The following is a 26,672-nucleotide window of genomic DNA, read 5'->3' on the forward strand; positions in this document are numbered from 1 at the left end:
GGCCTCGCGGCTGCTGTGCCGGGAACGGGCCGGTGGTCCCGGCCGCTGGGGGCAGCGTCGGCGACCGGGGTTGTGACTGGGTTGTGGTCAGGTTGTCCCGCAGTTCAGCGATGGGAATGCGCAGGCGCGGCTAGCCCAGCCCGCGTCCAGATACGGCAGTTTGTTCAGAGTCGTCGCCGGTTACGCGCAACGTCCTACGTTGCGGGCCCCCGCTTGGTGGCCTTGTGCGCCGAGTGAAGGAAGGTCAACCATCCCCGGCTTCGCGTGAAGCGCCACGAGTGGACGATGTCGCGACCGGACATGGCAAGGCCGATCGGATTGACGGGGAGAGGGAACGGCGCGGCCCCGACGATACCTTTGATGACTTCCATGCGCGTCGACAGCCCCAACTCGTCGATAGCCGCCCACAGAGCATCGATCGCCTGAGTCCTTCCGGCCGCACCTCCCGGCGATGCCGAACCGGCCAACCACTGCCTGAAGTTCCGGACTTTTCGATGGGACCGGAGATCTGCCACAGCCGCCCAGGGCAAGTCTCTGACAGATGGAACGAACATCTCCACCGCTTCATACATCGATTGTGCGTCGTCCGCCCGATCAGTCGCATCCACGGTCAACGCGGCAAGTTGCTCAATGCGATAGAAGGCTACCAGCGCACACGGGACGTACTGCCTCAACCTTCGATGTATGGCAGCTCCGCCGAACGCGCTGGCGGTGACTCCATTGTATTCGCGCAGATAGCTGTAGCGATCTTCATTTTCGATCGCCCTCAACCGCTTTCGGGAAAGTTTGAGCGTTTTCATGATGGCCTCGTCTGTCGCCCCCTTGAAGCCATGTCGATATTTTCCACCCCGAGCGGGAAGAATTTCCCGATCTATTCGCAACGCCTCGTCAAACTGACCTTTTTCTGAAGCCGGAACATAGGCGTCGTAAGATACCCATAGCTCCTCAAAGGCCTTTGTGGGAACTCCTTCATCTGAGAAGATCCGAACGACTCCTGTCACGCTCCTCGAAGAAATCGGCAGCACGAGCTTGTCGTAGAAGACGGCAGCCACCTTCATCTTCGCTTCGTCGTCGCTGCCCGGTGTCAGTCCGAATAGACTGGAGCCCAAGGTCAAGACGCCAATGTTCGGGACAGGCTTCCTGCTAATCATATTCCACCTATCGCCATGGTGACGCTTCCGTGGCGCCGAAGCGCGCGTCAGATCTGTGGTTCGGATGGCAATGACACACCAACCATGGCCATAATCGTATGCACCGAATGCAACGCTGGCGGAGCAGTGTGAACGGTTCGGTCAACGTCACCCGGACCAGCACGAGAAAGATCAGGACCCCGCTAGTCCGTGCCGTCGCTGTACCGGCCTCGCCTAGGCCGCGACTGCGGTCCAGTGTGCCAATTCGCCCAGACGTCCTGGTGCGAAAACGCAGTCGGTTGCCACCTCAAGGCTGATCGGTGGCAGATTCCTGCTGCAACGGGGACTTCCGGGATCAGGCTCTTGGTTGATACTCATGGCCGGTAATCAACCGTTGTGGCCCGGGACCCTGCGGATCAACAGCAGAGCTTGAAGTAGATGACTCGCCTCGCGTGCGCCGGACCGGAGAGCATGCCCGCGTCTCCCTGGTGGCGACGTTTGCCACGACCTCTTACGGTATCTCCAGTAACCCCGCGTCTTATCGTTCAGTCCAGGGGGTGTGCAATGTCGTGGGAAGCGGTGTCTGCAATCTCGTCATCAGTGGGGACGCTGCTTGTGATTGCCGTCTCATGGGTGGCTCTACGGCAACTGCGCGAAACCTCGGAAACGCGGCGCCTGCAAGCGACGCTCGCACTAATAGAACGCCTGCAGGGCGGATTGCTGAGAAGCACTCGGAGTTTCTTCGCGTGTCACCAGTCCGAGATTAAGATGATCCTGGATCAGCCGGACGGTCTCGCAGCGTTGGACGCCTTTCTGTCGAGTAGAGATGCCCTGCACGGCGAGCCGCGCTCAATGGCCGAGGTGCGGCAGGCGCTGGCGGAACTAGAATTCGCAAGCCTACTGTGCTTGCATAATTCACTTCCTAGAGGCCTAGAGCACGCATACCTAGCACCGACGCTGACTCACGTCTGGCAGGAAATGGAGCCGGTGATCCGCGCGATTCGATCTACCTCGAAGTCTGACATTTATCTACAACATACAGAGCTTGTCGTCGTGCTTGCCGGCACGCAAAGGCTATTCGAGCCGCGAAGCGGACGCACGAAGGCCCGAGAACTTGGAAAATTGGCCCTCCGGGGCCGATCCGCGTCTCAGATTCGTTCGTATCGCGGCCTTCCAAGCTCATCTCCAACAGAGCCGTCGCCCACCGAGTCAGCCGCGACGTGATCAAACTTAAACATTTTTGGACCCGCCACTGTGAATGCCGTGTTGTCCAACCTATACGGCAACGACACCTACGAAGTGTTCTACAATGTGCTGCTGAACCCTCAGCTGAGACAACTTATCGCCAGCACCACGGCATGCTGCCCGGCTCGGGTCAGTCCGAGCGCGGACGCCATCAGCGTTGCGGCGGCGACGGCCGCGCAACCAGGCCGATGCCGCAGGCAGCAGGCGATGGCGGCCGAGGTGGGCAAGCACAACCGTCCTGACCAGAATTCTTCACCTGACGATCGTGCAGGTCCTTTGACTACGCCGACCACGATGTAGCCCTCAACGTTGCCCAACGCGGCGTCGAGGATTGGGGTGCAGTCAACCACCCGCATGCGGCCTGACCTCGCAGCCAGGGAGGAAGAACTCGCAAACCTGGCCCTTAAGGCCGGGTAGCTGACCTGACGGATTAAGGGGCCGAAGTCGGCTCGGACGGCGTCTGCCACTCGCCCCGGAGCAGACCGTAGACCCACGAGTCGGAGACGTCGCCGTTCACGACGCAGTCTTCGCGCAGCGTCCCCTCGCGTACGAAGCCGAGCTTCTCCAGCACGCGGGCGGACGCCGCGTTGCGGGTGTCGGCCTCCGCCTGGACGCGGTTGAGGTCCAGGGTGGCGTAGGCCCACTCCAGCAGGGCACGCGCGGCCTCCGTCGCGTACCCGTGGCCCCACGCGGCCTTGCCGAAGCAGTAGCCCAGGGACGCGCTGCGGAAGTCCGGATTCCACCGGTTCAGCGTGCACCAGCCGAGGAAGGCCCCGTCCGAGGCGTGCTCCACGACCAGCCGGGCCCCGGTGCCCTCCTCCGCCAGCTGACGGCAGACCGCGAGGAAGCGCTCGGCGCGCGCAGGTTCGGTCCACGGCGGTGAGTCCCAGTAGCGCAGCACCTCGGCGTCGCTGTGCAGGGCGAAGAGGTCGTCCGCATCCGTGTCGTCGAACGGCCGCAGCCGGAGTCGGGCGGTGTGCAGTGTGGGGGTGGGCAGCGACATACGGGCCATGGTCCCTTCCGTGCTCGGTGGTCGATCAACCAGACAACTGATCTCGGCCGCTCGCAACGGGTTTTCCCGATGCTGACAACCACGTGGGTGGGGATGTCTGTCTACTGTGGTCGGAAGTCCCGATGGAGCCGCCGCCGGGACCGTCACGAAACGGGGTAAACGTGTCCACCCTGCGGACCAAAGCCTTCCGGGTGCTCGGCATCGCCGGTGTCGCGCTCGCCACGACGCTCCTCGCGCACGAGGTCGCGCTCGCCGACACCGCGCAGACGCCCCTCGGATGGCTGACCAGCAGCCTCGAGGGTTGCAACGACCACGGTGGGGAGGTGCTGGTCACGCTGACCGGCGGACAGCCCGACACCGTGTACACCGTGAGCACCGCCCGTGGTTTCCACCACGTCGACACCTTCACCACCGACGCGAGCGGCAACGGCCAGGGCCACCTGCACAACGCGTGGGCCGACGCCGACCCGCACTGGTCCGGCCAGGCCGTCGTCACCGTCACCGGGAACGGCCAGACCGGCACCGTGCCGGTGCAGATCGACTGCCTGGACCCGAAGGGCGAGTAGGCTCCGCCGCGCGGGTCCTGCCGGCCGCGCCGACGGAAAGAACGTCCGCCGACGGGGCGAACGCCCTGCCGGCGGACGTTCGTCTTGACCTCGCCCCAGGGGCACGCCGCAGACTGGCCGGGTGGCACGGGAGCATCTGCTGGCGGGGGAGTTCGGGGCGGCGGCACGGCTGTCGCCGAAGGCGCTGCGCCTATACGCCGAACAGGGCCTGCTCCCGCCCGCGTGGGTAGACCCGGCCACCGGCTACCGCTACTACCGCCCCGACCAACTGCCCCGGGCCCGCCTGATCGCCCGGCTGCGGCGGCTCGGCCTGCCGCTGGCCCGGATCGCCGCGCTGGCCGACCTCAGCCCGCAGGACCGGGCCCTCGAACTGCGCGGCTGGCTGCACGCCCAGCGCTGCCTGCTCGACGACCGGGCCGCCGTGGTGGAGGCCGTGCAGGGCTCGTCCGACGGCTCGGGGCTGGCCGACGCCGTGGCACAGCGGGACGTGCCGGTGACCAAGGTGCTCGGCCGCCGGCGGCGGACCGACTCCACCGCGCTGCATGGCCTCATGAACACGGCTGAGCAGGACATCCGCGCTCAACTGCGGGCCTGCGGGCTGGCCGCGGACGGCCCCCGGTTCGTGTTCTTCGAAGACCTGATCACCCCGGACAGCGACGGGTACGTGGAGGTGGCGGTCGCCTGCGGCGGGCCCGTCGAACCCGTCGACGACCTGCACGTCCGGCTCGTGCCGGCGCACACGGCGGTGTACCTGCCGGTGCCGCCCGGCTACCAGAGCCTGCCACTGATCCTGCGCGTCTACGACGCGATCGAGGCGTGGACCGACGCCCATCCCGGTGTCGTCTGCACCGGGCATCCCTACGAGATCTATCCGGGCACCGGATCGCGCTTCGACGTCGCGTACCCGGTCGCCGTCTGAGCGAGAGGCTTATCGTGCGTCATCTTCCCTATGTGGGCAGCGGCCCCTACTGCTACTCGAACTCGTTCGCGATGCTGCTCGGGGCGCAGGCGCCGTCCACCGCGGTCATCGAGGTCGCCACCGGTGGGCCGTTCGGCATGCAGCTCATCGGCGGCACGCTGGTGTTCTTCGACGCCTACGGGTGGGATCCCGCGCAGGGGTTCGACCGGGCGCTGGCGGCGATCGGCTGGACGTCGACGGTCAGCAAGGGCGGCGACGCCGAGGAGGCGCTGGCCCGCCTCGCGGCGGCGGTGCGGCAGGGGCCGGTGTGGGTCGGGCCGGTCGAGATGGGGCACCTGCGCCACCAGCCCGAGATGAACGGGCCGATCGGGGCCGACCATTATGTGGTCGCGCTCGACGTGGACGACGAGCGGGTGCTCGTGCACGACCCGCACGGGTATCCGTATGCCGAGGTGCCGGTCGGCGACTTCATGACGGCCTGGCGGGCCGAGACGATCAGCTACGGCGACCCGTACACGATGCGCACCGGCTTCGCGAAGGTCGCCGACGTCAAGGACGCCTCCGCGATCCGCTCGATCATCCCGGCCGCGATCGACTGGCTGTCGATGCGTGCCGAGGTGGAGATGCCGCCCGGCAGCCTGGGCAACGGGGCGGCCGCCGCGCGGGTCGCCGAGCTGGTCGAAGCCGGCGCGGGGGACGGGCTGCGGGAGCACCTGATGTACTTCGCGATCCGGGTCGGCGCGCGCAGGCTCAGCGACACCGCCGACTGCCTGCTGCTGGCCGGCTACACCGAGGCGGCCGGGATCGCCGCCGAGCAGGCCCGGCTCGTCGGCTCGCTGCAGTACCCGATGGTCACCAAGGATTTCCCGGCGGCGGCGGACGCGCTGCGGCGGCTCGCCCCCACCTACGACCGGCTGCACGCGGCGCTCGTCTAGCGACCCGGCGAACGGCGGCGTCGGAGAACTGCCTCATCAAGATGTGGGCACATCATTTTTGATGTGCCCACATCAAAAATGATGTGGGCGCTCGGCGCGCTACATCTGTCAGGCCGCGGCGGTGTCAGCAAGTGCCTGGTCGAGGATCTCCAGGCCGAGGGCCAGTTCTTCCCGGGTCGCGGTCAGCGGCGGTGCGATGCGGAACGTGCCGCCCATGCCCCGCAGCTGCACCACGTTCAGGTGCAGGCCGAGTTCCAGGCAGCGGCGGGTGACCTGCGCGCCGAGCGCGTCGGCGCCCTGCTTGGTGGCCCGGTCGACGACGAGTTCGAGGCCTTGCATCAACCCGCGACCGCGCACGTCGCCCACGGCCTGGTGCCGCTGCTGCAGCTCCAGCAGCTCGGTGCGCAGGAACGCGCCCAGCTCCCGCGCGCGCAGGTCCAGCTGCTCGGACAACGCGACGTCGAGCACGGTGTTGCCGACGGCCGCGACCAGCGGGTCCGACACGTGGGTGGTGTAGAACAGGTAGCCGCGCTCGTGGGCGCGCTGCTCGATCTCCTCGCTGGTGATCACCGCGGCCAGCGGCAGCCCCGCGCCCAGCGTCTTGGACAGGGTGAGGATGTCGGGCACGATGCCGTCGCGCTGGAAGGCGTACCAGTCGCCGGTGCGGCACAGTCCGGTCTGCGCCTCGTCGACGATCAGCAGCATGCCGCGTTCCCGGCACTTGGCGGCCAGTGCCGCGAAGTAGCCCGGCGGCGGTTCGATGACGCCGCCGGAGCTGAGGATGGGCTCGACGATGCAGGCGGCGAGGCTGCCCGACGACTGGGCGTCGATCATCGCGAAGCCGTGGTCCAGTTGCCGCCGCCAGTCGAGCTCGCCTTCGGCGGTGGTGAAGTCGGGACGGTACGGGTTGGGCGTGGGCAGCGCGAAGTTGCCGGGCGCGGTCGGCCCGTAACCCTGGTGGCCGGCGCTGTACGTCGCGGCGGCCGCGGCGCCGGTCATGCCGTGCCAGGAGCGGGCGAACGCCACGATCTCGTGCTTGCCGGTGACGAGTTTGGCCATGCGGATGGCGGCCTCGTTCGACTCGGCGCCCGTCGTCAGCAGCAGCACCTTGTCCAGCGGGGCGGGCAGGGTCTCGGCGAGCCGCCGGGCGAGGTCGACGACCGGCCGCGACAGCATCCCGCTGAACAGGTGGTCGAGGCTCGCGATCTGCTGCTGCACGGTGGCCACGATCGCCGGATGGCTGTGGCCGAGGATGGCGCTCATCTGCCCCGAGGTGAAGTCGAGGATGCGGCGGCCGTCGGCGGTGTACACGAAGCTGCCCGCCGCCCGCTCGATGATCTCCGGCGTGAACGGGCCGCCGTAGCGCACCAGGTGGCGTTCCGCGTCGGACCAGAACCGTGCCGCGGTGGACTGCTCGCTCGTCAGCGTCATGCCCTCACGATATGGGCGGTTGCTGTACGCGAAAAGCGCCGATCCACGGCTAGCCTGTGCGTATTCTGCGCACAAGGAGCCACGGTTGCGACTGAACACCGCTCGCCTGGAGATGCTCGCCCTGCTGGACAGCCTCGGCACGGTGCGGGCCGTCGCCGCCGCGCTGCACCTGAGCCCGTCGGCGGTGTCGGCCCAGCTGGCGGTGCTGGAGGCGGAGGTCCACGCCGACCTGCTGCAGCGGGTCGGCCGCCGGGTGCGGCTCACGGCGGCCGGGCGCACCCTGGCCCGGCACGCCCGGGTCATTCTCGACCAGGTCAAAGCAGCCGAGGCCGAGCTTCGCGACCTGTCCGGACAGCCGGCCGGGCCGGTGCGCCTCGCCGCGTTCTCCAGCGCGGTCCGCACCCTGGCCATCCCGCTCGCCGCCCGGCTGCGGCAGGCGCACCCCCGGATCGAGCTGGAGATCAGCGAACTTGATCCGCAGGCCAGCCGGCCTGCCCTGCGCCGCGGCGACTGCGACATCATCGTCACCGCCGACTTCATCGACGGGTCGACGCCCCTGGACCCGGACGTGCACACGGTCGCGCTGCTCGCCGACGCCGTCGTGCTGGTGACCGCGCAGGATCAGGCGGGGCCGGACCTGCCTGCGGACCTGGCCGACTTCGCCGAGGCGGCCTGGTCGGTCGACCTGCCCGGGACGTACCTGTCCCATCTGGTCACCAGCAGCTGCCGCCACGCCGGCTTCGAACCGCGGGTGGCCGGCCGTTTCGGCAGCTACGAGCTCCTGCTGGCACATGTCGCAGCGGGTCTGTCCGTGTCGTTGCTGCCCGAACTGGCCGTCGACGGCAGATACCGCGTGGCGACCCGCGCGCTGCGCGAACCGCTGACCCGCCAGGTGTACGCGGCCGTGCGCAGCCGCTCGGCGCTGACCGCGGCGACCCGCATCGTGCTGGACGAACTGCGCGCCCTGTCGGCGTCCCGGGTCCGCGCCTGACACCGCCCATGATCGTCCGACTTGCCTGGCATTCGTGCGTATCTTGACCGCTCATTGCCACAGGTGCCAGGCAATTCGAGTGACCTTGTGCGGTCGGGGACCGCGCTCAGGCCTGCGGCGGGAGAGCCGTGCCCGGCTGGGGCGAGGGAGCCGTGCCCGGCTCGGGCGGGGGAGCCGTGCCCGGCTGGTGGGTCGGAATGCCGCGGGTGAGGAAGAGCGCGGCGAGCGCGATGATCGCGAGCAGGCCCAGCGCGGCGCGCAGGCCGTCGAGCCGGGACTGCTCGTTCTGCGCGACGGCGGCGGCCGCCGTGGACGGGTCCACGCCCGCGTCCGACAGCGCCGCGGCCAGCTGGTCGTTCGACAGGAACGGGATGCCTGCCGACAGCTGCACCTGGGCCTGCGCCGACACCTCGGCGGGGATGGCCGGGTTGGCCTGGACGCCGGTCAGGAACGACGTCGTCAGCCCGGAGATGAGCACAGCCCCGGCCAGTGCGGTGCCGATGGACGCGCCCAGGTTGGTCACGGTGTTCTGCAGCCCGCCGACTTCGGCGCTGCGCTCGTCGGGCACCGCCGACACGGTGACGCTGCCCAGCTGGGAGGCCAGCGCGCCGATGCCGAGCCCGGCCAGCAGCAGCGGCCAGGTGACGATCTCCGGACCGGCGCCGACCTCCAGCGCGGCGGCGAGGGCGACGATGCCGGCGAACAGGGCGGCGAAGCCGAGTTGCACCACCCGGCGCGGGGAGGCGTTCGGGAGGAACCTGGGCACGCCCACGGCGGCCAGCAGCAGCGTCACGGACAGGGGGAGGATGCGCAGGCCGGTGTCGATCGCGGACAGGCCGAGCGCGACGGACAGGTAGAGCGGGACGGTGAAGAACAGACCCGCCTGAAGCAGGTACTGGAACAGGAACGAGTTGAGCCCGCCGCGCAGCAGCCGGTTGTCCAGCAGGCCCGGGTCGAGCAGCACCGGCCGGCCCCGGCGCTGGCGGGCGCGTTCGCGGGACAGGAACCAGCGCAGCACGACGCCGCCCGCGATGACCAGCCAGAACACGGGCGACAGGCCGAGCCACGCCGGCCCGCCGGGCTTGGGGTTGACGAAGCCCCAGGTGCCGCCGCGTAGTACGCCGAAGACGACCAGCACCAAGCCCAGGCCGGACAGGGCGGTGCCGCCGAGGTCCAGGCGGGTGGCCCGGTCGGGCGGCAGGCCGCGCATGTGGCGGGTCAGCAGCAGGATGCCCAGGACGACGACCACCTCGCCGGCGAACACCCAGCGCCATGAGGCGTACGTGGTCAGCAGTCCGCCGATCAGCGGCCCGACCGCGACCGCGATCGCACCGAACGCGGCGACCAGGCCGTATGCCCGGGGGCGCTGGGAGCGGTCGAAGTTCGTCGCGACCAGTGCCACGATGGCGGGCAGGATGAGCGCGGCCCCGACGCCTTCGAGCAGTGACCAGCCGATGAGCAGCACGGTGAGGTCGGGTGCCAGGGCGGTGGTGAGCGAGCCCGCGCCGTAGATCACGCAGCCGATCGCGAACGAGCGCTTGAAGCTGATGATTTGGCCGATCTTGCCGCCGGTGATCATCAGGGCCGCCATGACGAGGGTGTACATCGTGATCGCGGTCTGGATGCCGGTGACGGTGGTGCCCACGTCCTCGGCGACCGTCGCGATCGACACGTTCATGACCGAGCTGTCCAGCGTCATCAGGAACTGGCCGCAGGCCAGGGTGAACAGCACGGTCCCGGTCGCGGTCTGGCGGTCGGGTGATGTCAGGGCCATGACCCGTTCCTTTGCGCTCGGTCCCGCACCGGCCTGCCGATGCCATCCGAAATGGTGAGCATTCATCCTATAAGCCCGTAGTCGGGTGAGGAGTGGTCGCCGTGCCGCGGTGGCCGTCCGCGGCCTCGCGAAGGTCATCCGGGTAGGCGCCTCCCGGGACCTTCTCCGTAATCCAACCGTGATCTGGCGTCCATTGACCGTGGCCCCCCAGGCGTCGAATCATGTGAGCGTTCACAATCCCGTAATCTGCGACAGTCGCGGGTTACCGAAAGATTTTGTGAGCGATCACAGCCTGCCGCCTGACCTGGCGGCCGGTGGGCCGTTCCCGTCGGGAGAAGGAGCGATATGAAGATCGCAAGATTGGCCGCCGCCGCACTGGGACTGGTCGTGGCAACGAGCCTCGCCGCCTGCGGTTCGAGCACCAAGACCGCCGACCAGGAGCAAGCCGGCGGCACGGCGGGCGCGCTGGTGGGCGTGACGATGCCGACCAAGTCCTCCGAGCGCTGGATCCACGACGGGGAGAACCTCAAGGCCCAGCTGGAGGCGCTCGGCTACAAGGTCGACCTGCAGTACGCCGAGAACGACATCCCGACCCAGGTCAACCAGATCGAGAACCAGATCACCCGCGGCGCGAAGCTGCTGATCGTCGCCTCGATCGACGGCACGGCGATCACCACGCAGCTGCAGCAGGCAGCCGACAAGAAGATCCCGGTCATCGCCTACGACCGCCTGATCCGCAACTCGCCCAACGTGGACTACTACGCCACGTTCGACAACTACAAGGTCGGCGTGCAGCAGGCGACGTCGCTGCTGGTGGGCCTGGGCCTGAAGAAGGCCGACGGCTCCGACGGCACAGCCAAGGGCCCGTTCAACATCGAGCTGTTCGCCGGATCGCCCGACGACAACAATGCGACGTTCTTCTTCAACGGCGCGATGGACACCCTCAAGCCCTTCATCGACAAGGGCACGCTGGTGGTCAAGAGCAAGGAGACCGAGTTCAAGACGGTCGCGATCCTGCGCTGGGACCCGGCGACCGCGCAGAAGCGCATGGAGGACCTGCTCACCAAGACCTACGCCAAGGGCGACAAGGTGCAGGGCGTGCTGTCGCCGTACGACGGCCTGTCCATCGGCATCCTGTCCGCGCTCAAGAGCAGCGGCTACGGCACCGCCAACCAGCCCTACCCGGTCGTGACCGGTCAGGACGCCGAGGTCGCCTCGGTCAAGTCGATCATCGCGGGCGAGCAGTACGCGACGATCTACAAGGACACCCGGGAGCTGGCGAAGGTCACCGTGAAGATGGCCGACGCGGTGCTCAAGGGCGGCAAGCCGGAGGTCAACAACACCAAGGACTACGACAACGGCATCAAGGTCGTCCCGTCGTACCTGCTGGAGCCGATCGTCGTCTACAAGGACAACTACCAGGCGACCCTCGTCGACACCGGCTACTACACCGCCGACCAGCTCAAGTAGCACCGCCGCGCCCGCCCGGCCGGTCACCCCGGCCGGGCGGGCGTCCCATCGACCGGAGGAGGACGACCTTGACCGACGTGATCCTGCAGATGCGTCACATCACCAAGACGTTCCCGGGGGTCACCGCCCTCGACGACGTCAACCTCACGGTCCGCCGCGGGGAGATCCACGCGATCTGCGGAGAGAACGGCGCGGGCAAGTCCACCCTGATGAAGGTCCTGTCCGGGGTCCACCCGCACGGCGACTACAGCGGTGAGATCACCCTCGACGGCGAGGCCTGCCGGTTCGGCACCATCCGCGACAGCGAACGCCTCGGCATCGTGATCATCCACCAGGAGCTGGCGCTGTGCCCGAACCTGTCGATCGCGGAGAACATCTTCCTCGGCAACGAGCGCGCCCCCGGCGGCGTCGTGAACTGGAACCGCACCCACGCCGAGGCCGCCGAACTGCTGCACCGCGTCGGCCTGCACGAGAACCCGGCCACGCTCGCGATGGACCTCGGCGTCGGCAAGCAGCAGCTGACCGAGATCGCCAAGGCGCTGTCCAAACGGGTGCGCCTGCTCATCCTCGACGAGCCGACCGCCGCGCTCAACGACGAGGACTCCGCACACCTGCTCGACCTGCTGCGCGGCCTACGCGACCAGGGCATCACCTGCGTGATCATCTCGCACAAGTTGAACGAGATCCGGGAGATCGCCGACACCACCACGATCCTGCGCGACGGGCGCACCATCGAGACCCTCGACATGTCCGCCGACGTCACCGAGGACCGCATCATCGCCGGCATGGTCGGCCGCGACCTCGAACACCGCTTCCCCGAGCACGAGCCGAACATCGGCGAGGAGGTGCTGCGCATCGAGGACTGGACCGTGCACAGCCCCACCCAGCACGGGCGGGTCGTCGTGCAGGGCGCGAACCTCAGCCTGCGCCGCGGCGAGATCGTCGGCCTGGCCGGGCTGATGGGCGCGGGCCGCACCGAGCTGGCCATGAGCATCTTCGGCCGCAGCTACGGCATCGGCATCTCCGGTCGGATCTTCAAGGACGGCCGGGAGATCCGCCTGAAGACCGTCGGCGACGCGATCCGCCACGGCATCGCGTACGCCACCGAGGACCGCAAACGCTACGGCCTCAACCTGATCGAGGACATCAAGCGCAACGTGTCCGCGGCGGCGCTGAACAAGCTGGCCACCCGCGGCTGGATCCACGACAACGAGGAGTACCGGGTCGCCGACGGCTTCCGGGCCGGCATGAACATCAAGGCCCCGAACGTCGCGGCCGTCACCGGCAAGCTCAGCGGCGGCAACCAGCAGAAGGTCGTGCTGTCGAAGTGGCTGTTCACCGACGCCGACGTGCTCATCCTCGACGAGCCCACCCGCGGCATCGACGTCGGCGCGAAGTACGAGATCTACTCGATCATCAACCACATGGCCGACCAGGGCAAAGCCGTGCTGGTCATCTCCTCCGAACTGCCTGAGCTGATCGGCGTCTGCGACCGCGTCTACGCGATGTCCGCCGGCCGGATCACCGGCCAGGTCACCCGCGAGCAGGCGACCCCCGAGCGGCTCATGCAGTTCATGACCAAGGTGAAGGAGCAGTAACCCCATGACCAGTGTCGGCCCCACGACCGGCCCGAGCACCGCAGTGCCGGCGACCGCGAGCGAGCTCGCGGTGACCAAGGCACCGGACCGATTCGGCGGTCGGCTCTTCTCGGCCAACCTGCGCCAGAACGGCATCTACATCGCGTTCGCGCTGATCATCGCCCTGTTCGCGTTCCTCACCGACGGAGACCTGCTCGCCCCGCAGAACATCTCCAACCTGGTGGTGCAGAACTCCTACATCCTGATCCTCGCCATCGGCATGATCCTGATCATCATCGCCGGGCACATCGACCTGTCCGCCGGCTCGGTCGTCGCCGTCACCGGCGCGATCTCCGCCGTACTCATGGTCAACAACGATGTGCCGTGGCCGCTCGCCATCCTGATCACCCTGATCTGCGGCGGCCTGATCGGCGCCTGGCAGGGCTACTGGGTCGCGTACTTCGGCATCCCCGCGTTCATCGTGACGCTGGCCGGCATGCTGCTGTTCCGGGCGCTCACCCTGACCGTGCTCGGCAACCAGGGCATCGGCCCGTTCCCCGACGAGGTCCGCACCATCGCCAACGGGTTCATGCCGACCACCCTGGGCAACATCGGCCTCGGCCCGCTCGGCGGCGCGGACCTGCTCACCCTGCTGCTCGGCGTCGCCTTCATCGCCGGCATCGTGGTCACCCAGTGGCGCAGCCGCGCCGGCCGCGTCCGCTACGGCCAGGCCGTCGAGCCGACCGCGCTGTTCGTCACCAAGCTTGCCATCGCCGCCGTCGTCGTGATGACCGTCATCGTGCAGCTGGCCCGCTTCAAGAACCTGCCCTGGGTGCTCGTGCTGCTGGCCGCGCTGGTCCTGGCGTACTCGCTGCTCACCGACCGGGTCGTGTTCGGCCGCCACATCTACGCCATCGGCGGCAACCTCAACGCGGCCACCCTGTCCGGCATCAAGGTCAAGTCGGTGACGTTCTGGCTGTTCGTCAACATGGGCGTGCTCGCCTCGATCGCGGGCATCGTCTTCGCCGGACGGCTCAACCAGGCCGGTCCCACCGCGGGCAACGGCTTCGAACTCGACGCCATCGCGGCGGCGTTCATCGGCGGCGCGGCCGTGCAGGGCGGCGTCGGCCGGGTCGTCGGCGCGATCACCGGCGGGCTCATCATGGGCGTCATCAACAACGGGATGTCCCTGATCGGCGCGCCGAGCGAGCGGGTCATGCTGTTCAAGGGCCTGGTGCTGCTGGCCGCCGTGGCGTTCGACGTCTTCGCCAAGCGCCGCGCCGGAACCGCTCGCTGAAACGGGGGAGTCGGGGGCTGTCGCCGTACGGCGACAGCCCCGACGCGTCAGCTGCTGAGGCGCTGGATGAAGGCGACGCTGCCGTCGAAGATGCGCGGCGCGTCGTGGTCCAGCGTCGCGACGTGGTAGCTGTCCTGCAGGACGACCTCCTGCACATCCGCCGACGTGATGTGCTTCAGCACGATCTCGCTGTTGACGGGCTCCACGACGTGATCGTTGGCGGAGTGGTAGAGCAGCACCGGCTGGGCGACCTTGGGCAGGTCCGCGCGTACGACGGACTGGAATCTGCGCAGCGACGCCGCGGCACGCACCGGTGTGCGCGGGTAGGCGCCCTCGTCGACGCCGGGCTTGGCGATGTCGTTGCCGATCGCGGGCACCGAGGGCACCAGCATGCCCAGCACGGGCAGCAGCTTGGCGTCCCAGCGCAGCATGGTCACGGCCGGGTTCACCAGCACGATGCCGGCCAGGTCAGGGTGCTGCTGGGCCAGGCGCAGGGCGAGCGTGCCGCCCATCGACAGGCCGACGGCGTACACGGACGTGCAGTGCTTGCGCAGGTCGGTGACCGCGCGTTCGACCTCGGTGTACCAGTCCTGCCAGGTGGTGCGGTTCGCGTCGCGCCAGCTCGTGCCGTGGCCCGGCAGCAGCGGCAGCCGCACCGACCAGCCCTGCGCGGCCAGGTGGCGGGCCCAGGGGCGCATGCTGTGCGGCGAGCCGGTGAAGCCGTGGCAGACCACGACCCCGATGCCGCTGTCGCCGTCATGGTGCAGGGGAGCGTGGTCGATGGCGTTGTCCATGGGTGCTCCCAGCGGCGGGTGTGTGACGGGTCCCGCCATACTGCCACGTCGCGGCGCGCACAGGCAGGGTGCGAGCGGATGAGTGCGCGCCTCGCGATCGAGGTCAGTCCTCGTGGTCCTCGTCGTCCGGGACCATCTGCCAATCGCCCGGCAGCCTGTCCCGCACAGCCTGCACCGCTGCCGGGGTGCGGCCGTGGACCCACAGCCAGGTGCCGCTGTCCTCGCGCAGCAGCACGTCGGGACCGGCGAACCAGCGCACGGGCGGCCCGTCCGGCGCGGCCCAGAGCGGCAGGTCCGGCAGCGGCAGGCGTACGAACATCGCCCGCAGCGCCGCGCTCGCGGCGTCGTCCAGGTCACCCCGGCTGTCGAAGTTCGCTTCGTCGGCGGAGAACATCGCCTCCGACAACACCATCTCGACGAGCACGATCGACAACCGATCGGCGTACGGCAGCCAGCGGCCGCCGGTGCTCATCAGGACCGGCGGATCATCGCGGTCAACGGCCTCGGCCGGTACACCCCACGACGCGCAGTGCTGGTTCTCGATGCGGAACACCAGGACGCCCTCGGCATCGCGCAGAAGCTGGCCGGGTGCCAGCAGGCGGTCCTGTACACGGGTCAGGTCCGTACGCCGCCCGAACAGCAGGTGAGCCTCACGCAGCGCGGCCGGCAGCGCGACGCCGAGCCGCTCCTCGGCTGCCCGCAGCCGGTCGGCGTCGACACCGTCGCCTTTGACCACGGGGCGGCCGTAGGCAGCAGCCTGTGTGCGGACGAACTCCCACCCTCGGCGGCGGTCGCGGTCCTCGCCGCATAGCGCGTGCAGCGCGTCGTGACCGTCCAACATGCCGCCAACCCTACTGGCGACCGGCACAGAGCATCGGCTTCAGTGCGGCCCGCTTGATCATGGGCGAGTCGCCATTGTGCCTTCCGAGAACCACCTTCGTGATTCGCAAAGACCTAGCCGCGAGGGTGGTGGCCTGCGCCGCTGCCTCAGTCGAGGTGCTTCAACGCGGCTTCCCACGGGAAGCGTGTCTGTTGCGAATGTCCCGTACCAGGCTGATGGGGCAGCCATGAACTCGCCTGGCCAAGGACAACGGCGATGCCTTCCTGCCTGAGGCTCTCGACGGCGGAAACGAAGGGCCTTCGCGCAGCGAGCGCGGCGTTGACGAACGGAACGATCACGGTGGGCACTCGTCGGCCGACGATCTCAGCAACAGATGTGAGGACGTATGTGTCGGCGATACCCAGAGCGAGTTTGTTGATCGTGTTGTAAGTGGCTGGAGCGATGATCAAGGCGTTGACCGGCCTCACCTGTCGCTCAGTGCCCGGTGCGACTCCGTAGTCGGTGCGTACCGGGTTGCCGGACAGCCGTTCCAGCTCCGCGGTGTCGATGAAGCTCAGCGCCGCCTGTGTGGCCGTGACCGTGACCGTCCATGATTGCTCCTGCGCGAGCCTGATCAGGACGACTGCGTCGGCAGCTGGTCCCGCGCCGCAGAGGATCAGATTGAGATGTTTGCCTGTCACAGGCGGATACCGGCCTGACCGGCGAATTCGACAACACGCGCCCGGGTATGACCACGCGCCAGCGCGGCAAGGTCCGCGATGAGCCGCGCAGTCGCGGGCCGTGCGGTGACTTCACCCGGAGCGGCCTTCAGCGCAGCGTGCAGTGCGCTGAGGGCCTGCTCGTGCCGACCCCACATCGCGTACGCCTTCGCGACGTCGAGGAATAGGGAGCCTCGACGCTCGGCAATTGGGATCTTGTCGAGCGGGACCCGCCTGGCGATCTCGACAGCTGTGCCGGCATCACCGAAGGCGAGCGTGAGGTGCACTCGGTGCTGCTGGACGTTGGTTGGCCCGAAGCCGGTCCAACGGTCGTTACCGTCATGGCCGAGCTTTTCTCCTGCCCGCTTTGCCTCATCAAGGATCGCCTCGGCGGTGTCGCGGTTCTGCGCCCGACCGGCCGCAACGGCGGAGCGGAGCAGGAGCGCGCCGTATGCCGAAAGAGCATCGTCTTCCCTGAGACCGGTGGCGCGTTTGAGACGGGTGGCCGCGCCAGTCCCGATCGCCACGGCATTCGTATTGTGGCCGCTGGCCATCAGAGCATGGGTCAGAACACGTGCGCTGGTCGCTTCGGCGATCGGATCGCCGCTCCTGGCGGCGTGATGCCCGCTGCGTTCAGCGGCGAGCAAAGCGATCGCGGGGTCTCCGAGCTTGAGGAAGACGCTCCCAGCCACGTGGTAGAGGTCCGTTGCGAGTGCATGTCCGGCATCGAGCTGGCTGCTGTCCAGGCGATCCAGGGAGGACCGCACGGCCGGTAGCAGCCGCGTGAGAACGGCGGCCACGTCGTCGTAGCGGCATGCCTGGTAAGCCGTTTTCACCTCTTGGACGCCGGCGCTGAGCTGATTCAACGTCAGAGCCTCGGCTTGCGGCGGCTGAAGGAGCGCATCGATGAGTCCAGGCCGACTTGGAACGCTGACTGCGCTCGCCATTGTCGTGGTCAGAAAGACTCTGCGATCCATCTCGTCACCGTCGCCCAGGCCCGAGGACTCTGCCTGCACAGTAGTCGCTGCCGTGGTCGGTGGTTCGAGTACGAGCAGTGCGTCGCACTCCGCCAGGGTAACGCCAAGAGCCTGAGCGAGGTTCGGGCGTTGCCACGGTTGGGGCGTGCTGGTGCCAGACTCCCAGCGAGCGATCGTCGTTCGGTCCACGCCGAGTTGCTCTGCGAGGCGCTCCTGAGACAGGCCTTGAGCAGTACGACGACGGATCAGTGCCGTACGCCGGGCCGCCGGATCGGATGGGGGACGCGCCGAGGTAGCCATCGGGTCCCATCGTTCGCCGTCTCGCCCTGCATCGCAATGGACTCGCAGCAGATACGCCCGGTCGATGCGATGTTCCAGTGGGCCGCCTGCGGACACGATCGATGGCATGCCTGGCGCTGGTGTCATCGGGACGGCGGCGTCGGGCAGCAGGGCGCGCGGCGGCGTGACGACCGCACCCGTGCGCACGCCGCGTGCCCTGGCCACCCCACCAGATGGGATCGCTAATTCATGACCGAGAGCACCTTCGCCATCATGCTGACCACCGTGCAGCCTCTACCAGACGGCATACGACGGGACGAGAACGCCAACCCGGAGAAGATCGTGGAAGCTGTCTCCGCGACTACGCCGGAGGCAGCGCGGCGGATCTTCGACGCGTTTTGCTCGCTGCCTCGTGTACGTGCCGGGCGGCAGCGGGCGAAGATCCTTACCTGCTCCGTCGAGGCGGCTGCCTTCGAGGCTCCGCTGATGACCGCAGGGGCAGCCCGCGCGCTCGCACGCCTGGGAACAAGGCGATGAGCGAGCCGCAGCCGACAGACGAAGCGGCCGCTGCGCACGCAGTGCGAACGCACTGCGCCATCGACTACCCGAACGGCTCGCGATGCCTCAACTGTCACGCGAGGTATCCCTGCGACATCCGTCTCGCCGCCGTCGAAATCCTGGTCGCCGCCGCGTGGCAAGACGAGGCGATCATGGCGCTCGATGCCCGAACCGGGCCGTGGTTCTGAACCGGGGAACCTTGACGGCACCAGTCGCCGTGGGCGGCTTGACTTCGAGTGCGCTCCAACTGGGAGGCTGGGCGGCATGGAGGAAGGGTTCTCGGTCGGCGAGGTCGCGGCCAAGACCGGGCTGACGGCGTACACCCTGCGTTGGTATGAGCAGGTCGGGCTGCTGGACCCGATCCCGCGTGACCACGCGGGCCGCCGCCGCTACCGGCTGCGCGACGTCGAGCGGCTCGACCTGCTGACCAAGATGCGCGCCACCGGCATGCCGGTGCGGGAGATGGTCCGCTACATCGAGCTGGTCCGCGCGGGCAAGCACAACCGCCGCGAGCGCCTGGAGCTGCTGGAACAGCACCGTACGACGGTGCTGCGCCAGATCAGCGAGCTGGAACGCGACCTGGCCGTCATCGACCGGAAGATCACCAGATATCGGGGGTACTTGGATGCAGAGCAGACTGATTGACCCGGCCGGCCCGGCCATCCCGGCGCTCGGCCTCGGCTGCATGGGCATGAGCACCAACTACGGCCCGGCCGACCAGGACGAGTCGCTGGCCACCCTGCACCGCGCGCTGGAGCTGGGCGTGACGCACTTCGACACGTCGGCGTCCTACGGCGAGGGCCGCAACGAGGAGCTGCTGGCGCGGTTCCTGCCCGGCAACCGCGACCGGGTCTTCCTGGCCACCAAGTTCGCGATCCGCCGCGACGGCGGCGTTGCCCGGGTCGACTCCAGCCGCGGCTGGGCCCGGCAGTCCTGCGAGAACTCGCTGCACCGCCTGGGTGTCGACGTGATCGACCTGTTCTACCTGCACCGGCGCAACCCCGAGGTCCCGATCGAGGACACCGTCGCGGCGATGGCCGATCTGGTAGCACAGGGCAAGGTACGCCACCTGGGGCTGTCCGAGGTCGGCGCGGAGACGATCCGGCGCGCGCACGCGGTGCACCCGATCAGCGCGCTGCAGATCGAGTACTCGCTGTTCAGCCGCGACATCGAGGACGAGGTGCTGCCGGTGTGCCGGGAGCTGGGCATCCGGATCGTGGCGTACTCGCCGGTCGGGCGTGGCCTGCTCACGGGCACGATCCGGTCCACGGCGGGGCTGGCCGACAGCGACAATCGGCTGAACCACCCGCGCTTCGCGGACGGCAACCTCGATCACAACTTGGCGCTGGTCGACCGGATCCGGGACATCGCGGGCGCGGCCGGGTGCACTCCGGCGCAGGTGGCGATCGCGTGGGTGCTGGCGCAGGGCGACGACGTGCACGCCATCCCGGGCACGACCCGCCGCACGCACCTGGCCGAGAACGTCGACGCCGCCGACGTCGTGCTGACCCCGGAGCAGCTCGTGGCACTGAGCGGGCTCGGTCCCGCAGCTGGGCATCGGCTATCGGCGTTCGCGCAGACGATGGTCGGCCATTGACGGACGCAGGGGCCGTCGCGCGACGCGACGGCCCCTGCCGTGCATGTGGGTGCGGCTGGTCCGGGCTGGTCAGTCGTCCGTGGCGGACGGTTCCGGGCCGGGCGGCGTGTGTCCTGGTACGTGTCCGTCGGCCGAGGGTGACGGCACCAGATTGGCGTTGCCGGGCACGCTCGGGCTGGCCGCGAGGCACAGCGGCATCGGTTTGCAGCCGTCCGGTTTCGGCTTCTTCGACGGCTCGACGCCGTCGCCCACCCCCTCGGACTCGCCGAGCTTGCCGTTGGTGCCGTTGGCCAGGGGTTCCAGCGGGAGCTTCATGTCGGCGTGGGCCTGGTTCATGAAGCCCTGCCAGATCTCGGCGGGCAGGCCGACGCTGGTGATGTTGCCGCCGCCCAGCGCCGCGGGCCGGTAGATCGGGTCCGAGGCGTTCTTGACGTTGCCGACCCAGATGGCCGAGGCGATCTGCGGGGTGTAGCCGACGGTCCAGACGTTGGAGTGGGCCTTGTCCTGGACCTTGCTCTCCCAGGTGCCGGTCTTTGCGGCGGCCTGGCGGCCGCCGGCGAGCCCCCGGTAGTAGCTCTTGGGCAGCTGCTTGAGCATGCCGGTGACCTCGTCGGCGACCTCCTGGCGGATGCGCCGCTCGGCCTTGCTCACCTCGCCGGTGTTGGGGACCAGCCGGTATTTGCCGTTCTCGTCCTTCTTCTCGACGCGGAGCACGACGTGCGGCTTGTTGTAGACGCCGTGGTTGGCGAACGTCGCCATGCCGGAGGCGTGGTCGAGCACGGTGATCGGATACTGGCCGAAGCCGACCTGGTAGTCGAAGGAGGCGCGGCTGGTGTCGGTCTCCGGTTTGGTGAGGTCGCGGGCCTTGCCGTCGCTGACGGCCCACATGGTGTTGATGCCGGCGGCGTGCGCCATGGCGACGACGTTCTTCGGCTCGATCTTCTTGGCGATCTTGAAGAACGGCACGTTGAGCGAGAGCCGGGTGACGTCCTGCAGCGTGCACTTGCGCTTGCACTTGAGGCTGCCGGCGTCGCGGCCGGCGTTCTCCACCTCGTACGGGCAGAGCTTGTACTTGTCGCAGTTCTTCTTCTTGCCGGTGGCGACGATGGGCGTCGGGTCCCAGGTGGACTTGAGTGAGATGCCCGCGTCGATCGCGGCGGCCAGCGTGTACACCTTGAACGACGACGCCGGCGGGTGGCCGCCGTCCTCCCAGATCGTGCCCTCGTTGATCTTTCCGGCGTAGTCGATGCCGGTGCCGTCCGCGCCGCCGTAGTAGGCCAGGATGCGGCCGTTCTTCGGGTCGATGGCCACTCCGGCGGCGATCACGTTCTTGGGATAACCCTTGATCTTGGTGTACGCGCCGTCGACCTTGTGATCGACGGCCTTGACGACGTCGTTGGTGCACTCCTTCTCGTCGCCCTTGCCCTTGCAGGTCTCCTTCCACTCGAAGGTGCGGTAGAGCTGCGCCTCCAGCGCCTTCTGCGCCTTGGAGTTGATCGTCGTGGTGATCCGGTAGCCCTTGTTGCGCCAGTCCGTGATGCCCCAGGCGGCCATCTCGCGCTCGACGTATTTGTTGATCACGAAGCCGGTGCCGGTGCCCTGGATGCCGGTCTCGCCGGACCGGGCGGAGTACTTGCGCAGCGTCTTGTCCGGATACACCATGGCCGCGCGCTTCTGCGGGTCGAGCCGGCCCATCTCGACCATGTTGTCGAGCACGTAGTTCCAGCGGATGCGGGCGGCGTCGGGGCTGAGGTGCGGGTCGTAGCCCTTGGTGCCGTCGTAGTCGTTGGGCTCGGGCTGCTTGAGCACCGCGCCGAGCACCGCCGCCTGTTCGACCGTCAGCTGGCTGGCCGACCTGTTGAAGTAGGCCTTCGCCGCCGCGCCGACGCCGCTGGAGCCGCGGCCGAACCAGACGGTGTTCACGTAGAAGCCGAGGATCTCGTCCTTGGAGTGCTCCTCCTCCAGCCGCCGCGCCATCACCGCCTCGCGCAGCTTGCGGGCGTAGGTGACCTCCAGGTCCTTGGCCGCGTTGCGGGCGTACTGCTGGGTGATCGTGGAGGCGCCCTGGGTCTCGCCGCCGGTCAGGTTGTTCCAGGCGGCGCGCGCGATGCCCCACAGGTCGATGCCGCTGTGATTGAAGAAGTTCTTGTCCTCGCCCGCGATGAGCGCGACCTTCACCTCGTCGGACAGCCGGGACATGGGGACGATCTCGCGGTTCTCGCCGCCGAGCTTGGCGATCTGCTCGCCGTCGGCGGAGTAGACGAAGGTGTTCTCGTTGGCGCTGAAATCGGCGGGTTCGGGGACCGAGTCGTAGAGGTAGGCGACGCCGATCAGGCCTCCGCCGGCCAGCATGACGACGACCGCGGCCGAGGCCAGCACGATGCTGCGCCACTTCCGGCGGCGGCCCTTCGCCTTAGGTCCGGTGTCTTTGCCGGTGTTCGATCCGTCCGGGCCCTCGCCGCCCTTGCCCGTGGGCGGCACGGGGGTGCGGCTCGCGCCGCCGACCGAGGCCCGGCCGGTGACGCCGCCGAGGCTCGCGCGACCGGCGGCGGACGGGACAGGGGCGCGGCCGGCACCGGGGCGCAGCGGCGCCGGGCCGGCCGGGGCGGGGCCGTGGCCGCCGCTGCTGCGGCCTTGGCCGGCGCGGTCGCCGCCGGGGCCGGGCCGGTCGGGACGGAGGCTGGGGCCGGGTTGCTTGCTGGGGCCGTCGGATGGCACCGAGGCACGGGCCGAGCCGGGTGCCGGGGGCGTGGTCATCGATTCAACCCTTCCGGTCGGGGATGTGCTGAGCGCAGGGACAGGGGAAGGGGCGGCGGGGGACCGCCCGGTGGGGCCTTCCCCGCGGCATGTGCCGCGTGGTGCCAGGCGCCCCGCTCAGCCCCCCGGGTGACACCGTTCTCACGGGCGGCGAGGGCGACCTGTGCGAAGGCCACTCCACGTCCGACATCCTGCCTCACAAATCGGGTGAAGTCCGGCAAGACACCACGGTGTGGGCGGCGCGCCGTAAGGGCAAGAGGCCCTGTGGCGTATCCGCAACCGGCGAGCAGACCCTGACCTGCAACAACGCAAGATCTGGACTTGACGGTCCAATTATCCGGCGCTACGTTGGACCGAGCGGTCCAATACTGGAGCGCGGGACTTCGATCAGCGAACAGGGACGGCAGCTGTGAACGACTACTACCTGCTCGGCAGGTCCGGGCTGCGGGTGAGCAGGCTGGCGCTGGGCACGATGAACTTCGGCACCGGCGGCTTCCACGCCGCGTACGGCAAGACCGAGAGCGAGGCCGAGCCGATCCTCCGGCGCTACCTGGACGGCGGCGGCAACTTCATCGACACGGCGGACTTCTACACCGCGGGCGAGAGCGAGACCATCCTCGGGCGCTTGATCGCGTCGGCCGGGGTGCGGGACCGGGTGGTGCTGACCAGCAAGTTCACCAACACCGTCGACCCGTCCGACCCGAACGCGGCGGGCAACGGCCGCAAGCACGTCATGCGCGCCGTGGAGGCGTCGCTGAAACGGCTCGGCACCGACTACCTCGACCTCTACCTGCTGCACACGTGGGACCGGATCACCCCGGTGGAGGAGGTGGTGCGCACCTTCGACGACCTGGTGCGCGCCGGCAAGATCCGGTACGCGGGGCTGTCCGACGTGCCCGCCTGGTACGCCGCCCGCGCCCAGAGCCTCGCTGAGGCCCACGCGCTGACCCCGATGATCAACCTGCAGCTGCCGTACTCCCTGGTCAACCGTGGGATCGAGGCCGAGTATCCGGCCATGGCCCAGTCGCTGGGTATGGGGCTGACCGCCTGGAGCCCGATCGGCGGCGGCCTGCTGTCGGGCAAGTACCGGCGCACCGCCGACGGCCTGGCCGGCGACGGGCGGCTCGGCGGTGCGGGGCAACCGGTCGCCGAGCGCGACTGGGCGGTCATCGAGGCCCTGGAGCAGGTTGCGGGCGAGCTCGGCCGCAGCATGGCCCAGGTCGCGGTCAACTGGGTGGCGACCCAGCCCGCCGTCGGCTCGGTGATCATCGGGGCGAGCAGCGCCGAGCAGCTCGACGCCAACATGGCCGCGCTCGACTTCACCATCCCGGCCGAGCTGCGCGACCGGCTGGAGCTGGCCGGAGCCCCGGAGCCGGGCGGGCCCTACGCGATGTTCACCTCGCGGTACCAGTCCTGGATCGTGAGCCCGGGTCTCGGCATCGGCGACAAGCCGGCCGGGTACGCGCCGCCGGTCTGGAACGGCGCGGCCGCCTGACCTCTGCCGGCGCCGTCCCATGCCGGGCGGCGCCGGTTCGCTCTATTTCGGACTGTCGTGGCCGATCTGAACTGCTGATATGCAGAAGTCTTGCATGTGTTCGGCTGGAAATCACGACCTTGGATGGTTGACACTGTCGATGCGTGTCGTAAGAATTACCTCCGGTCACCACCGGGTGCGGCATCGCGACTGACGCTGTGCTCCCTCGCCCCTGCCGGATCGTGTCGCCACGATCGCCGAAAGGGGTGCCTTCTTGCTGCCCTCAGCGGGCCAGCGACTGCGCGCAACGGGGCTCGCGGGCGATCCGCCACGCCATGATGCAGCCAGGGTCCGAAAGAGATGCGCCGTGTCCGAACGAACCATGCCCTCGTTCCGGGAAGTCCGCGCTGAAGCCGCACCCGCCGGGGAGCCGGCCCGGTGAGCCACGCCCGGGGCACCTGCTTCGTCCCGCTGATGGTGGGCAACACACCCCTGGTGGCGGTGCGCCTGCGGATCGGCGGACGGACCGCCACCCTGCGCCTGAAGCTGGAGTCCTTCAACCCCTGCGGGTCCATGAAGGACCGCACGGCGGTCGCCCTGTACGACTCCGTGGCGGACAAGCTCGACCCGGCCGTCGGCATCGTCGAGTCGACCTCCGGCAACCTCGGGGTGGCCCTGGCGAGCCTGGCCCGCGCCAACCGCGTGCGCTTCACCGCGGTCGTCGACCCGCGGGTGCCCTCGGCGGCCCTGCACGAACTGCGCCGCCTCGACGCGACCCTGGTGCTGGTCGACGAGGAGGACGGCCGCGGCGGCTACCTGATGAACCGGCTGCGCCGGGTGCGGGAGCTGCTCGCGGAGCAGCCGGCCCTGTGCTGGACCAACCAGTACGACAATCCCGCCAACCCCCGCGCGCACCAGTACGGCACCGCGCCCGAGCTGGCCGCGCAGGTGCCCGCCGACAGCGTGGTGCTGGTCGCGGTGTCCACCGGGGGCACGCTGGCCGGCATCCGCCGTTACGCCGCCGCGGCAACCCGCTGGGACGTGCGCGGCGTCGACGTCTACGGCTCGTACGCCGTCGGGCATGTGCCGGGGCGGCGGCTGCTGCCCGGCATCGGCTCCAGCCAGCGGTCGCAGTTCGCCTCGGCCTTCGACGGCCCCACCGAGCGGGTCGGCACCGACGAGGCGGTCGCCGCGTGCCTGTGGCTGCTGGAGTCCTGCGGCATCGGGGTCGGGGCCAGCGCCGGGGCGCTGGTGTCGGCGGCGCTGCGGCTGATCGAACGCGACGGGCTCGACGACGTCGTGTGCGTGTGCCCGGACGGGGCCCGCAACTACCTGAGCACCGTGTACTCGGCCGCGTGGCGGCGCGCGCACGGGGTCGACCCGGCGCCGCCGGCCGCGGTCTGCGAGTCGGTGGACTGGGGGACCCTGTGAGCGAGTCGCCGCTGGCCGACTGGCACGAGCGGGCCGGGGTGCGGGTCGATCCGCGCCGCGTGCTCGGCGACGACCTCGACGACGGCAAGGTGCTCTTCCCGGAGCGGCTGATCCCGTATCTGGCGCATCCGCTGGTCGCCGGGCTCGACTCCACGACCCGCGAGCAGCTGGTGGCGCGGCACGCCTACCAGTACTTCGCGTTCACCGCGCACTTCGAGACCCGGGTGGTCAACCGGGCCACGGAGCTGATCGCCAACGGCCGCACCGACGTCGTGCTCGGCGGCGACGTGCGCGAGGACGCGTACAAGATCTACTGCGACGAGGCGTACCATGCGCTGTACTCGTTCGACGTGGTGCGGCAGCTGGAGGCGGCCACCGGCGTCGCGGCGCTGCCGTACACGTTCGAGCCGGTGATCACCGAGCTCGACGCCGTCGCCGCAGTGTGCCTGCCGCAGGCCGGGTCGCTGCCGTACCTGCTGCAGGTCGTGGTGTTCGAGACGCTGATCACGAGCCTGCTCGCCGAGCTGCCCAACGATCCCGACCTGGTCGGCCTGGTGCGCACCACGGTCCGCGACCACGCCCGCGACGAGGGCCGCCACCACGCCTACTTCGCCCGCTTCTTCCGGGAGCTGTGGACCGGCTGCGACCCGCGCACCCGGCGCGAGATGGCGACCGCCCTGCCCCGGCTGATCACCCAGAGCCTGCGCCCGAACCAGGTCGCGGTCGCCGCGACCCTGCGCGCGGCGGGCCTGACCGAGCCGCAGGTGCGCGACGTGCTCGCCGACGTCTACGCCCCCGACCTCGTCCGCCGGACCGCCCGCGAGCAGTCGGCGCAGTCGGTGCGGTTGTTCCGGTCCGCCGGGGTGCTCGACCTGCCCGGCGCCGACGAGGCGTTCGCCCAGGAAGGACTGATCTGAAC

General features: G+C 69.1%; 24 protein-coding genes. 15 read left to right on the forward strand and 9 right to left on the reverse strand.

The annotated features are described in order from the left end of the window. Positions 1 to 194: 194 nt before the first annotated feature. A complete protein-coding gene (locus ACFQO7_RS31300; protein ID WP_376809764.1) occupies positions 195 to 1,115 on the reverse strand; it encodes a hypothetical protein in 921 nt (306 codons plus the stop codon). 579 nt (positions 1,116 to 1,694) lie between these two features. Between ACFQO7_RS31300 and ACFQO7_RS37800 the strand changes: the two genes are divergently transcribed. Then, positions 1,695 to 2,354 (forward strand): DUF4760 domain-containing protein, encoded by a 660-nt coding sequence (locus ACFQO7_RS37800; protein WP_465252391.1) that lies wholly within the window; start codon positions 1,695 to 1,697, stop codon positions 2,352 to 2,354. Positions 2,355 to 2,805: 451 nt separating this feature from the next. Here the strand turns inward: ACFQO7_RS37800 and ACFQO7_RS31305 are convergent, their stop codons facing one another. Next, positions 2,806 to 3,378 carry a GNAT family N-acetyltransferase gene (locus ACFQO7_RS31305; RefSeq protein WP_376809765.1) on the reverse strand — a complete coding sequence of 191 codons (573 nt, stop codon included), beginning with the start codon at positions 3,376 to 3,378 and terminating at the stop codon, positions 2,806 to 2,808. Between the two features lie 170 nt (positions 3,379 to 3,548). Here ACFQO7_RS31305 and ACFQO7_RS31310 point away from each other — a divergent pair, with 170 nt between their 5' ends. From ACFQO7_RS31310 to ACFQO7_RS31320, 3 genes are all read left to right on the forward strand, one after another. Beyond that, on the forward strand, positions 3,549 to 3,953 hold the full coding sequence (locus ACFQO7_RS31310; protein ID WP_376809766.1) for a hypothetical protein: 405 nt from the start codon (positions 3,549 to 3,551) through the stop codon (positions 3,951 to 3,953). Positions 3,954 to 4,074: 121 nt separating this feature from the next. Then, positions 4,075 to 4,872, forward strand: a complete 798-nt coding sequence (locus ACFQO7_RS31315) for a MerR family transcriptional regulator (protein WP_376809767.1) — start codon at positions 4,075 to 4,077, stop codon at positions 4,870 to 4,872. A 32-nt stretch (positions 4,873 to 4,904) separates the two neighbouring features. After that, positions 4,905 to 5,807, forward strand: coding sequence for a hypothetical protein (locus ACFQO7_RS31320; protein ID WP_376809768.1), 903 nt, complete (start codon positions 4,905 to 4,907; stop codon positions 5,805 to 5,807). Positions 5,808 to 5,915: 108 nt separating this feature from the next. On the opposite strand, the gene ACFQO7_RS31325 is transcribed toward ACFQO7_RS31320, so the two are convergent. Continuing rightward, positions 5,916 to 7,238, reverse strand: a complete 1,323-nt coding sequence (locus tag ACFQO7_RS31325) for an aspartate aminotransferase family protein (protein WP_376809769.1) — start codon at positions 7,236 to 7,238, stop codon at positions 5,916 to 5,918. Positions 7,239 to 7,323: 85 nt separating this feature from the next. Here ACFQO7_RS31325 and ACFQO7_RS31330 point away from each other — a divergent pair, with 85 nt between their 5' ends. After that, on the forward strand, positions 7,324 to 8,229 hold the full coding sequence (locus ACFQO7_RS31330) for a LysR family transcriptional regulator (RefSeq protein WP_376809770.1): 906 nt from the start codon (positions 7,324 to 7,326) through the stop codon (positions 8,227 to 8,229). 106 nt (positions 8,230 to 8,335) lie between these two features. On the opposite strand, the gene ACFQO7_RS31335 is transcribed toward ACFQO7_RS31330, so the two are convergent. Beyond that, positions 8,336 to 10,003 (reverse strand): MFS transporter, encoded by a 1,668-nt coding sequence (locus ACFQO7_RS31335; protein WP_376809771.1) that lies wholly within the window; start codon positions 10,001 to 10,003, stop codon positions 8,336 to 8,338. Positions 10,004 to 10,348: 345 nt separating this feature from the next. Between ACFQO7_RS31335 and chvE the strand changes: the two genes are divergently transcribed. The 3 genes from chvE (at position 10,349) to mmsB (ending at position 14,347) form a co-directional block, all read left to right on the forward strand. Continuing rightward, positions 10,349 to 11,473 carry a multiple monosaccharide ABC transporter substrate-binding protein gene (gene chvE, locus ACFQO7_RS31340; protein WP_376809772.1) on the forward strand — a complete coding sequence of 375 codons (1,125 nt, stop codon included), beginning with the start codon at positions 10,349 to 10,351 and terminating at the stop codon, positions 11,471 to 11,473. Between the two features lie 68 nt (positions 11,474 to 11,541). Then, positions 11,542 to 13,071: a multiple monosaccharide ABC transporter ATP-binding protein gene (gene mmsA, locus ACFQO7_RS31345; protein ID WP_376809773.1), complete on the forward strand. Its 1,530-nt coding sequence runs from the start codon at positions 11,542 to 11,544 to the stop codon at positions 13,069 to 13,071. Between the two features lie 4 nt (positions 13,072 to 13,075). Continuing rightward, positions 13,076 to 14,347, forward strand: coding sequence for a multiple monosaccharide ABC transporter permease (gene mmsB / locus ACFQO7_RS31350; RefSeq protein ID WP_376809774.1), 1,272 nt, complete (start codon positions 13,076 to 13,078; stop codon positions 14,345 to 14,347). A 47-nt stretch (positions 14,348 to 14,394) separates the two neighbouring features. On the opposite strand, the gene ACFQO7_RS31355 is transcribed toward mmsB, so the two are convergent. From ACFQO7_RS31355 to ACFQO7_RS31370, 4 genes are all read right to left on the reverse strand, one after another. After that, complete coding sequence (locus ACFQO7_RS31355) at positions 14,395 to 15,141, reverse strand: alpha/beta hydrolase (RefSeq protein ID WP_376809775.1); 747 nt, start codon at positions 15,139 to 15,141, stop codon at positions 14,395 to 14,397. Between the two features lie 103 nt (positions 15,142 to 15,244). After that, positions 15,245 to 15,982, reverse strand: coding sequence for a hypothetical protein (locus tag ACFQO7_RS31360; RefSeq protein ID WP_376809776.1), 738 nt, complete (start codon positions 15,980 to 15,982; stop codon positions 15,245 to 15,247). A gap of 146 nt (positions 15,983 to 16,128) precedes the next feature. Beyond that, the gene (locus ACFQO7_RS31365) at positions 16,129 to 16,662 is read right to left on the reverse strand and encodes a flavoprotein (RefSeq protein WP_376809777.1); all 534 of its coding nucleotides are present in this window, start codon (positions 16,660 to 16,662) and stop codon (positions 16,129 to 16,131) included. Then, positions 16,659 to 18,161 (reverse strand): helix-turn-helix domain-containing protein, encoded by a 1,503-nt coding sequence (locus ACFQO7_RS31370; RefSeq protein ID WP_376809778.1) that lies wholly within the window; start codon positions 18,159 to 18,161, stop codon positions 16,659 to 16,661. Before ACFQO7_RS31370 ends, ACFQO7_RS31365 begins: the two co-directional genes overlap by 4 nt. Positions 18,162 to 18,185: 24 nt before the next feature. Between ACFQO7_RS31370 and ACFQO7_RS31375 the strand changes: the two genes are divergently transcribed. The 4 genes from ACFQO7_RS31375 (at position 18,186) to ACFQO7_RS31390 (ending at position 20,091) form a co-directional block, all read left to right on the forward strand. Then, positions 18,186 to 18,473, forward strand: coding sequence for a hypothetical protein (locus ACFQO7_RS31375; RefSeq protein ID WP_376809779.1), 288 nt, complete (start codon positions 18,186 to 18,188; stop codon positions 18,471 to 18,473). Further along, complete coding sequence (locus ACFQO7_RS31380) at positions 18,470 to 18,682, forward strand: hypothetical protein (RefSeq protein ID WP_376809780.1); 213 nt, start codon at positions 18,470 to 18,472, stop codon at positions 18,680 to 18,682. The genes ACFQO7_RS31375 and ACFQO7_RS31380 overlap by 4 nt, the downstream gene beginning before the upstream one ends. A 76-nt stretch (positions 18,683 to 18,758) precedes the next feature. After that, positions 18,759 to 19,139 (forward strand): MerR family transcriptional regulator, encoded by a 381-nt coding sequence (locus ACFQO7_RS31385; protein WP_376809781.1) that lies wholly within the window; start codon positions 18,759 to 18,761, stop codon positions 19,137 to 19,139. Further along, the gene (locus ACFQO7_RS31390) at positions 19,120 to 20,091 is read left to right on the forward strand and encodes an aldo/keto reductase (RefSeq protein ID WP_376809782.1); all 972 of its coding nucleotides are present in this window, start codon (positions 19,120 to 19,122) and stop codon (positions 20,089 to 20,091) included. The genes ACFQO7_RS31385 and ACFQO7_RS31390 overlap by 20 nt, the downstream gene beginning before the upstream one ends. A gap of 69 nt (positions 20,092 to 20,160) precedes the next feature. Here the strand turns inward: ACFQO7_RS31390 and ACFQO7_RS31395 are convergent, their stop codons facing one another. Beyond that, on the reverse strand, positions 20,161 to 22,848 hold the full coding sequence (locus ACFQO7_RS31395; protein ID WP_376809783.1) for a transglycosylase domain-containing protein: 2,688 nt from the start codon (positions 22,846 to 22,848) through the stop codon (positions 20,161 to 20,163). A gap of 409 nt (positions 22,849 to 23,257) precedes the next feature. On the opposite strand from ACFQO7_RS31395, the gene ACFQO7_RS31400 reads away from it, so the two are divergent. The 3 genes from ACFQO7_RS31400 (at position 23,258) to ACFQO7_RS31410 (ending at position 26,670) form a co-directional block, all read left to right on the forward strand. Further along, positions 23,258 to 24,343, forward strand: a complete 1,086-nt coding sequence (locus ACFQO7_RS31400) for an aldo/keto reductase (protein ID WP_376809784.1) — start codon at positions 23,258 to 23,260, stop codon at positions 24,341 to 24,343. Between the two features lie 417 nt (positions 24,344 to 24,760). Beyond that, entirely contained in the window at positions 24,761 to 25,753 is a 993-nt protein-coding gene (locus tag ACFQO7_RS31405) for a pyridoxal-phosphate dependent enzyme (RefSeq protein ID WP_376809785.1), read from the forward strand. Then, entirely contained in the window at positions 25,750 to 26,670 is a 921-nt protein-coding gene (locus tag ACFQO7_RS31410) for a diiron oxygenase (RefSeq protein ID WP_376809786.1), read from the forward strand. Before ACFQO7_RS31405 ends, ACFQO7_RS31410 begins: the two co-directional genes overlap by 4 nt. Positions 26,671 to 26,672: the final 2 nt, after the last annotated feature.

This window comes from Catellatospora aurea (assembly GCF_042663325.1).
GTDB lineage: Bacteria > Actinomycetota > Actinomycetes > Mycobacteriales > Micromonosporaceae > Catellatospora > Catellatospora aurea.

Excerpts from the sequence above, each read along its gene's own strand:
- ACFQO7_RS37800 (WP_465252391.1), top strand. The coding sequence starts at position 1,695 with ATGTCGTGGGAAGCGGTGTCTGCAATCTCGTCATCAGTGGGGACGCTG.
- ACFQO7_RS31305 (WP_376809765.1), bottom strand. The coding sequence starts at position 3,378 with ATGTCGCTGCCCACCCCCACACTGCACACCGCCCGACTCCGGCTGCGG.
- ACFQO7_RS31325 (WP_376809769.1), bottom strand. The coding sequence starts at position 7,238 with ATGACGCTGACGAGCGAGCAGTCCACCGCGGCACGGTTCTGGTCCGAC.
- ACFQO7_RS31335 (WP_376809771.1), bottom strand. The coding sequence starts at position 10,003 with ATGGCCCTGACATCACCCGACCGCCAGACCGCGACCGGGACCGTGCTG.
- chvE (WP_376809772.1), top strand. The coding sequence starts at position 10,349 with ATGAAGATCGCAAGATTGGCCGCCGCCGCACTGGGACTGGTCGTGGCA.
- mmsB (WP_376809774.1), top strand. The coding sequence starts at position 13,076 with ATGACCAGTGTCGGCCCCACGACCGGCCCGAGCACCGCAGTGCCGGCG.
- ACFQO7_RS31355 (WP_376809775.1), bottom strand. The coding sequence starts at position 15,141 with ATGGACAACGCCATCGACCACGCTCCCCTGCACCATGACGGCGACAGC.
- ACFQO7_RS31360 (WP_376809776.1), bottom strand. The coding sequence starts at position 15,982 with ATGTTGGACGGTCACGACGCGCTGCACGCGCTATGCGGCGAGGACCGC.
- ACFQO7_RS31375 (WP_376809779.1), top strand. The coding sequence starts at position 18,186 with ATGACCGAGAGCACCTTCGCCATCATGCTGACCACCGTGCAGCCTCTA.
- ACFQO7_RS31380 (WP_376809780.1), top strand. The coding sequence starts at position 18,470 with ATGAGCGAGCCGCAGCCGACAGACGAAGCGGCCGCTGCGCACGCAGTG.
- ACFQO7_RS31385 (WP_376809781.1), top strand. The coding sequence starts at position 18,759 with ATGGAGGAAGGGTTCTCGGTCGGCGAGGTCGCGGCCAAGACCGGGCTG.
- ACFQO7_RS31390 (WP_376809782.1), top strand. The coding sequence starts at position 19,120 with ATGCAGAGCAGACTGATTGACCCGGCCGGCCCGGCCATCCCGGCGCTC.
- ACFQO7_RS31395 (WP_376809783.1), bottom strand. The coding sequence starts at position 22,848 with ATGACCACGCCCCCGGCACCCGGCTCGGCCCGTGCCTCGGTGCCATCC.